A 786-nucleotide genomic window follows, 5' to 3' on the forward strand; every position below is an offset into this window, starting at 1 on the left:
GGGCAGCAATTGTTGTTTAACTACACTGCTGGTACTAATCAGTTGGCAAGCATGAGTATTCCAAGAGGAATATACAGTTATGTTTATGACAGTCATGGCAATGTAACAGATATTACTGCGCCAGATAACGGGACATTAGCCTTTGTTTACGATGGTAATTTGCCGCTATCTCAAACTTGGTCGGGTGAAATAGCGGGTATTGTTAGCCAAAGCTATAACACCGATTTCATTGTTAGCCAAACATGTATCAATGGTGCCAATTGTATTGACTACCAATACGATTTGGATAATTTGTTGACCAATGCAGGTAGCATAAGCATTAGTCATGAAGCTCAAAAATCAGGTTTGATAAACGGCTCAACGCTTAACAATATTACCATGAATCGTACATTTAATAATCATGGCGAAATAGATACTGAAGTAACGCAACATAACACGACCACTTTGCTGTCAGCTACTTATCAACGAGATAAACTGGGTCGCATTACCCAGCGTTCATTGAACTTACAAGGAACAACGGTCACCGAAGATTATAGCTATGACCAAGCAGGGCGATTGGAAAGCGTCATTAATGGCACGGTAACCACTACGTACAGCTTTGATGGAAATGGTAACCGCCTCAGTAAAAGCGTCAATGATGGAACAAGCACTATTACAACGAATGGTGTATATGATAGCCAAGACAGATTAACCAGTTATGGCAACTGTAGTTACCAATATACTGCTAATGGTGAGCTAAAACAGAAAACTTGTGGAAGCGATGTTACGCAGTATAGCTACGATGTT

The 786-nt window shown here is 40.2% G+C and carries 1 protein-coding gene; it reads left to right on the forward strand.

Features of this window, described 5'->3' with window-relative positions; genetic code table 11:
• The coding region (locus ACSLUK_RS19950; protein WP_448550546.1) for a hypothetical protein at positions 1-786 on the forward strand (786 nt) is incomplete at both ends.

It is taken from the genome of Thalassotalea fusca (assembly GCF_053485835.1).